This is a genomic window from Nonomuraea terrae (assembly GCF_004348995.1).
Taxonomy (GTDB): domain Bacteria; phylum Actinomycetota; class Actinomycetes; order Streptosporangiales; family Streptosporangiaceae; genus Nonomuraea; species Nonomuraea terrae.
The window spans coordinates 23431-30044 of sequence record NZ_SMKQ01000096.1 but is presented as its reverse complement, the minus strand read 5'-3'; the positions used below and the strand labels follow the sequence as shown (position 1 = coordinate 30044).

Below are 6614 nucleotides of genomic sequence, written 5' to 3'. Positions count from 1 at the left end.
CCGCAGCGCGAGTCCCGAGGCGGGCGACATGGCGAGTGGGACGGCCGTCGTGGCGGCCGTCGCCATGGCCGCGGCGAAGTACAGGGAGGGTAGGCCGAGACGTCGGGGCACGAGGTGCAAGGGTGGCTGTCGCACAGCTCACAGGAACAACGGGACACGCCCTCGCGTCTATTCACGAGACCACTCTTTACCCAACGCATGACGAGAGAGGACTGATCCGGGGGATGAGCGGCGAGCCGCGGAAGTTCGAGCTGAGCATCCCGCAGATCGTGGGCAGCGCCCTGGCGGCGGTGACCGCCGCCGTGGCCGCCTCCTACCTCGGCGTGGCCGGCACGGTGATCGGCGCCGCGGTGGTCAGCATCGCGAGCACCGTCGCCACCGCCGTGTACACGCACTACCTCAAGCGCACCGAAGAACGGGTCAAGCAGCGCACGCTGGTCATCCGCTGGCAGCCCCACGAGCCGGCGCCCGGCGAGCAGAAACCCGACGCCGCGACGCCCGGCGCCGGAACGCCGGACTCCGCGACCACCGACGCCCCGACGCCCGACGCCCCGACGCCCGACGCCCCGACGCCCGACGCCACGACGGAGGGCGGTAGCAGGGAGACGACGCTCGTGATGCCGGTCGCCGAGCAGCCGCGGCGCAGGGTCTCGTGGGTGAAGGTGGCGGGCGCCGCGGTGATCGTGTTCGCGGTCAGCATGGGCGGCATCCTCGCCTACCAGGGCATCACCCGGCAGACCCTGCACGAGCAGGTCACCGGCAAGGTCCCGCACCAGGCGCGGGTGCAGCACGAGCCGCCGTCCCGGCAGGAGGTTCGCGTGCCGTCGCACGACACACCGCAGCCGACCGTCACGTACGGGCCGTCGAAGCCGTCACCCACGCCGACGCCCACTCCCAGCAGGAGCGCGGACGCGGGGGAGACCCCGCCGCCGAGCGGCCGGCCCACGGAGGAGCCGGAGCCGCAGCGGAGCGACGACGTGGTGGAGCCGTCGCACGAGGCCACGAGCCCGCCGCCGCTGGAAGAACGGCCCGGCGACATGGAAGAGGCGCCGACGCCCACCGCGCCGTCCGTGCCGCAGGAGGAGCAGACCGGCCCCGGCACACCCCAGCGCTAACCGAGCACCGCCTCCAGGTACGCGTTCCCGAACAGGCGGTCAGGGTCGAGGCGGTCGCGCAGGGTGGTGAAGTCGGCGAAGCGGGGATACACCCCGGCCAGGTACGCGGCGTCCCGGGTGTGCAGCTTGCCCCAGTGCGGGCGGCCGTCCAGCCGGGTCATGATCTCCTCGACGCCCGCGAAGTACGCCGGGTGGGGCGTCGGCCGGTAGACGTGGCAGGCGACGTACGCCGACGGCCGCCCGTACGCGGTGGACAGCCAGGCGCCGGAGGGCGGCGTGACGCGGACCTCCACCGGGAAGCTGATCTTCCAGTCCATCCGGTCGATCAGGTCGCGCGTCTCGCGCAGGGCCTGGCCGAGGTGTTCACGCGGGATGGCGTACTCCATCTCGAGGAAGCGCACGTCGCGCCGGGAGGTGAAGACCTTGTACGAGGCGTCCGCCCACGCGGAGTCGCCGAGCGCGGCGGCGCTGACGGCGTTGATGTGGGGGATCAGGCCCGGTAATCGGGCGCCGAGGGCGCAGGCGGCGCCGAAGACGGTGTTCTCCAGGAAGACGGTGTCGCGCCAGTGCGCGAACGCCCCCGGCGGCCGGGCCGGCCCCGGGTGCCGGTCGGCGGTCTTGACCAGGCACGCGTCGGTGTGCGGCAGCCAGAAGAAGTCGAGGTGCTCGTGGGTGGAGGTCAGCTCGTCCAGTGAGGCGAGGATCTCGCCGAGGGCCATCCTGCGCCGCCGGTGCCGCAGCAGGAACGCGGGCTCCACCCGGAAGGTCACGGCTGTCAGCACGCCCAGCGCGCCCAGCCCCACGCGGGCGGCGTCGAAGAGGTGGTCGCCCGGCGCGGCGGTCGCCACGGAGCCGTCGGCGAGCACCAACTCCAGCTCGGCCACCTGGTCGGCGAGGCCGCCGCTGTCGCGCCCGGTGCCGTGGGTGCCCGTCTGGATGGCGCCGGCGACGGTCTGCTCGGCGATGTCGCCCATGTTCGCCAGGGCCAGGCCGCGTTCGGCGAGCAGGTCGTTCAGCATCCGCAGCGGCGTGCCGGCCGGCACGGTGACGCGGTCGTCCGCGCACGACCTGAGGCCGGTCAGCGCGTCGGGGCGGAGCATGAGGCCGTCGGTGAGGGCCACCCCGGTGAAGGAGTGGCCCGTGCCGACCATGCGGACCCGCCGCCCGGAGGCGGCGGCGTCGCGTACGGCGCGTACGACGTCCTCGACGGAGGACGGCGTGCGCACCTCGGCGGGGGTGCCCGACTGGTTGCGCGACCAGTTCACGAACGCCACGGGCACCTCCAGAGCATCGTTCGGTCAGAGACCGACGATACTCACTGCTCCCAGCCCTCCGGGAGGGGGAAGGCGTCGCCGGGCTCGAGTTTCTCGTCCTTGATCACGTCGGAGACGGTCACGAGGTGGTAGCCCTTGTTCTGCAGGGTCTTGATGAGCGCGGGCATGCCGTCGACCGTCTGCTTCACCCAGTCGTGCATGAGGATGATGCCGTTCGGCTCGGCGACGGCCAGCGTCTGCTTCTGGATGGCGTCGACGTTCTTGAGGCTCCAGTCCTTGGAGCCGGCGGTCCACAGGATCTGCGGCATGTCGAACTGCTCGGCGATCTCCGAGACCCTGACGTCCGTCATGCCGTACGGCGGCCGCAGCAGCTTGGGCTCGACGCCCGCCGCCGCCTTCACCGCGTCCTGGGTCTTCTGGATCTCGTCCTTGATCGTCGCTTCACTGCTCTTGGTGAAGTCGGGGTGCTTGTAGCTGTGGTTGCCGAGCTCGTGCCCCTCGGCCGCCATGCGCTTGACGAACTGCGGGCGGCTCTTCGCATACTGGCCCTCGAGGAAGAACGTCGCCTTGGCGTCGTACTTCTTCAGCGTGTCGAGCAGCGTCCCGGCATACTGGCCGGGGCCGTCGTCGAACGTCAGGGCGAGGCACTTGACCTGGCTGCAGTCGACCGGCTCTTTCTTGGGTGCCTGGGCGAAGGCGGGCGCCGGCGCGAGGGTGACGCAAACAGCCGCAATAGCTAGAAGTGAACTGATTTGTCGGGACATAACTAGTGCTTCCAGTGTGATGGGTGTTGCGAGGGATGTCCCGACGGTAGCGGATCAGCTCTTCGCCGGTGAAGAAGCCTCGGGAAGTCTCAGCAAACTCGAACCTCCGATGCCCACGACCACCGCGAGCAGCGCCGCGCCCAGCGAGAAGGCGAAGGCGTCGGACGCGCCGACGGCCTCGGTGAGCCGGCCGCCCGCCCACGCGCCGATCGCCACGCCGAACCCGATCGCCGTCGATATCCACGCCATGCCCTCGGTGAGCAGCGACGGCGGCACCAGGCGCTCGGTGAGCGAGAAGCCGGTGATGAGGGTGGGCGAGATGGCGAAACCGGCCAGGAACAGCGCGCCCGCCATGATCTTGAGGTCGCTGATGAACACGAGCGGCGCCAGCCCCGCGGCGAACACGCCGAGCGCCCGGACGAACCGGCCGCGCAGCGAGATCTTCCAGTGCCGCGAGCCGAACCACAGCCCCGACACCATCGACCCGCCCGCGAACGCCGCCACCAGGAACCCGGCGGCCGACTTCGCCCCCTCCTCCTCGGCGAAGGCCACGGTGATGAGGTCGACCGACCCGAACACCGCGCCGAGCCCCAGGTAGACGCAGGCCAGCAGGGCGATGCCGGGGATGAGGATGGGCGTGCCGGAGACGGACCTGACGCCCCGGGCGGGCGGCTGCGTACTGCGCTGCGCCGCCAGCGCCAGCGAGCCGATGAACATCGAGACGGTCGCGACGGCCAGCCCCGCGTACGGGTTCACGCCGGTGGCCAGCACCGTGACCAGCGCGGGCCCGGTGACGAAGATGACCTCGTCGATCACCGACTCGAACGCGAACGCGGTGTGCAGCTTGGCCGAGCCGCTGTGGATGTGCGTCCAGCGGGCGCGCACCATCGAGCCGAGCGACAGCGAGCTGGCGCCGACCAGCAGGCCGGTGACGTACAACGTCCAGCCGGGCGCGCCGAGACCGGCGCACAGCATGAGGGAGACCAGCGACAGCGCGTTGACCACGGCGAACGGCGGGATCACCCGGCTCTGCCCGAACCGGTCCACGAGCCTGCCGGTGAGGGGGCCGGCCACGGCGAAGGCCACGTTGGTGACGGCGGCGACCGCGCCCGCGGCGGCGTACGAACCCGTCAGCGTCGAGATCAGCAGGATGATGCCGATGCCCTGCATGGACATCGGCATCCGGCCGAAGAAGCCGGCCAGCACGAAGCCCTTGATGCCGGGCCCGTCGAACAACCCCCGGTAAGGCCCGACCACCCAAGTTCCTCCTTACGTCAGCGACCCAACCTTGGCGCACCGTATGTCCGGAAGGCAAGTCGATAAGCAGGGCTGTGGGTTAACGTGTCCCGAGTGTCCGGTCTTCCCTCGTTCCGAGCGGTCATGCTCATGGTGCTCGCGGTGCTCGCGGTCACGGCGGCGGCGGGAGGCGTGGTCGTCCTCCTGGGCGACGACATGGTCAACACCGCCCAGGAGAACGTGCGCAGGCAACCCCGCGCCCAGCAGCCGGCGTCCCCCAGGCTCGACCAGATCGTGCCGACCGCCCAGCCGGTGCAGGACTTCGGTCAGGGCGGTCCCGGGGTCACCGTGACGCCGCCGCGCGTGCTCGCCGTCGCCGGCGGCACGGTGCCCGAGCAGACCAGGCACCGGCTCGCGCAGCTGACGCACGTCCAGAAGGCGGTCGTGGTGGACGCGGGCGCGGTCAAGATGTCGGGCACGGCCCTGAACCTGCTGGCCGTCGACCCGGCCGAGTTCCGCTCCTGGACGCCGCAGCCGGTCGCCGACGAGCCCGCCGTGTGGAGCGCGCTGGCCCGGGGCGAGCTGGTGGCCGACACCTCCGCGATGCGCAGGTTCGGGCTGATCCTCGGCGCGATGTACCAGGTGGACGGCGGCCCCCGGCTGCGCGCCGCCGCCTCTGCGCCGCTCGGGCTGCCCGGCGTGGACGGCGTGATCAGCGCCGACCTCGGCAGGTCGCTCGGGTTCGCGCCGGACGTCGCGGTGCTGCTGCACGGCAAGCCCGGCGCGATCAGCGAGGCCAAGGTGCGCAAGCTGCTCGGCAAGGGCGCCCAGGTCGTCATGCTGGACGCTTCCGAGCGCGCCGCCAAGCAGCGGCAACCTCAGCAGCCTCAGGTCAGCGTGGGCCGCCCGTCCAGTTACCTGGACCTGTACAAGGCCGCCGCCACCCGCTGCCCCGGCCTGTCATGGACGGTGCTGGCCGCGATCGGGCAGGTCGAGAGCAGCCACGGGCGCAACAACGGCCCGTCGAGCGCGGGCGCGCTCGGGCCGATGCAGTTCATGCCCGCCACCTGGAAGCACTACGGCGTCGACGGTGACGGGGACGGCAAGAAGGACATCTGGAGCCCGTACGACGCCGTGCCCGGCGCCGCCAACTATCTGTGCGCCAACAAGGCGGGCGAGGGCGGCGAGCGCCTGCGCAAGGCGATCTGGTTCTACAACCACTCCTGGGACTACGTGAACAAGGTGATGGGCATCGCCGACGCGTACGCGCGTACCTACGCCTGAGGGCGGCGGCGGGGCGGCGGGCAGCAGGTGAGGGGACACGGCACCGGCTCCGGCTCGTCCATCAGCTCGCGCACCATCTGGACGAACCGCGGGTGCGTGCCGGCCGTCGCCGCGCGCTCCATCGGCAGGCCGAGCTCGTCGGCCACCGCCCTGGCCTCGGTGTCGAGGTCGTAGACGACCTCCATGTGGTCGGAGACGAAGCCGATCGGCACCAGCACCACGGACTGAGCGCTGACCTTGCGCAGATGGTCGCAGACGTCGGGCTCCAGCCACGGCACCTGCGGCGGGCCGCTGCGCGACTGCCACACCAGGTCCCACGGCTCGGTGCGGCCGAGCGCCTGGTTGACCAGCTCGCAGCTCCTGCGCAGCTGCGCTTCGTACAGGCCGCCGGACGGGCCGGCGGTCTCGGCCATGGAGACGGGGATGCTGTGGGCGGTGAACACCAGCCGGGCGTCGTCGCGGCCGAGCCGCTCCAGCGCGGCGCGGGTGTGGTCGGCCATCGCGGCCACGAAGCCGGGGTGGTCGCCGTAGTGGCGCATCTTGACCAGCTCGGGACCGCCCTCGACGGAGATCCGCGCGATGTCCTCGTAGTACTGGCGGCAGCTGGAGTAGCCGGCGAACGCCGAGGTGGCGAAGACCGCGGCCTTCCTGACACCGTCGGCCTTCATCCGGCGGACGGTGTCCTCCCCGAAGGGATGCCAGTTGCGGTTGCCCCAGTAGACCGGGACGCCGGCCACCGGGCGCAGCGCCTCCACGAGGTCGCGGTTCTGCTGGTTGATCGGGCTGATCCCGCCGAAGCCCAGGTAGTGCTCGGCCACGTCGAGCAGCCGCTCGCGCGGCACGCCGCGCCCGCGCACGACGTTCTCCAGGAAGGGCATCACGTCGTCGGGGCCCTCGGGGCCGCCGAACGACAGGACCAGCAAGGCGTCGTAATTTCCCAC

6 protein-coding genes are annotated in these 6614 nt (G+C 71.6%); 2 read left to right on the top strand and 4 right to left on the bottom strand.

Going from position 1 to position 6614, the window contains the following annotated elements; all coding sequences use genetic code 11:
- Positions 1-224 precede the first annotated feature (224 nt).
- Positions 225-1115 (top strand): hypothetical protein, encoded by an 891-nt coding sequence (locus E1286_RS26645; RefSeq protein ID WP_132616604.1) that lies wholly within the window; start codon positions 225-227, stop codon positions 1113-1115.
- Here E1286_RS26645 and E1286_RS26640 read toward each other — a convergent pair.
- The 3 genes from E1286_RS26640 to E1286_RS26630 are packed head-to-tail and all read right to left on the bottom strand — an operon-like array spanning position 1112 to position 4410.
- Entirely contained in the window at positions 1112-2389 is a 1278-nt protein-coding gene (locus tag E1286_RS26640; protein WP_132616602.1) for a D-arabinono-1,4-lactone oxidase, read from the bottom strand. The two genes, E1286_RS26645 and E1286_RS26640, sit on opposite strands and share 4 nt — an antisense overlap.
- A 41-nt stretch (positions 2390-2430) precedes the next feature.
- Positions 2431-3153, bottom strand: a complete 723-nt coding sequence (locus E1286_RS26635; protein ID WP_132616600.1) for a polysaccharide deacetylase family protein — start codon at positions 3151-3153, stop codon at positions 2431-2433.
- A gap of 54 nt (positions 3154-3207) precedes the next feature.
- A complete protein-coding gene (locus E1286_RS26630) occupies positions 3208-4410 on the bottom strand; it encodes an MFS transporter (RefSeq protein WP_132616598.1) in 1203 nt (400 codons plus the stop codon).
- Positions 4411-4503: 93 nt separating this feature from the next.
- Here E1286_RS26630 and E1286_RS26625 point away from each other — a divergent pair, with 93 nt between their 5' ends.
- On the top strand, positions 4504-5673 hold the full coding sequence (locus tag E1286_RS26625; RefSeq protein WP_132616596.1) for a lytic transglycosylase domain-containing protein: 1170 nt from the start codon (positions 4504-4506) through the stop codon (positions 5671-5673).
- Here E1286_RS26625 and E1286_RS26620 read toward each other — a convergent pair.
- Positions 5664-6614: a ferrochelatase gene (locus E1286_RS26620; RefSeq protein WP_132616594.1), complete on the bottom strand. Its 951-nt coding sequence runs from the start codon at positions 6612-6614 to the stop codon at positions 5664-5666. The two genes, E1286_RS26625 and E1286_RS26620, sit on opposite strands and share 10 nt — an antisense overlap.

Bases quoted from the DNA above. Each gene is read 5' to 3' on its own strand.
- E1286_RS26635 (WP_132616600.1), bottom strand. From the start codon at position 3,153: ATGTCCCGACAAATCAGTTCACTTCTAGCTATTGCGGCTGTTTGCGTC.
- E1286_RS26645 (WP_132616604.1), top strand. From the start codon at position 225: ATGAGCGGCGAGCCGCGGAAGTTCGAGCTGAGCATCCCGCAGATCGTG.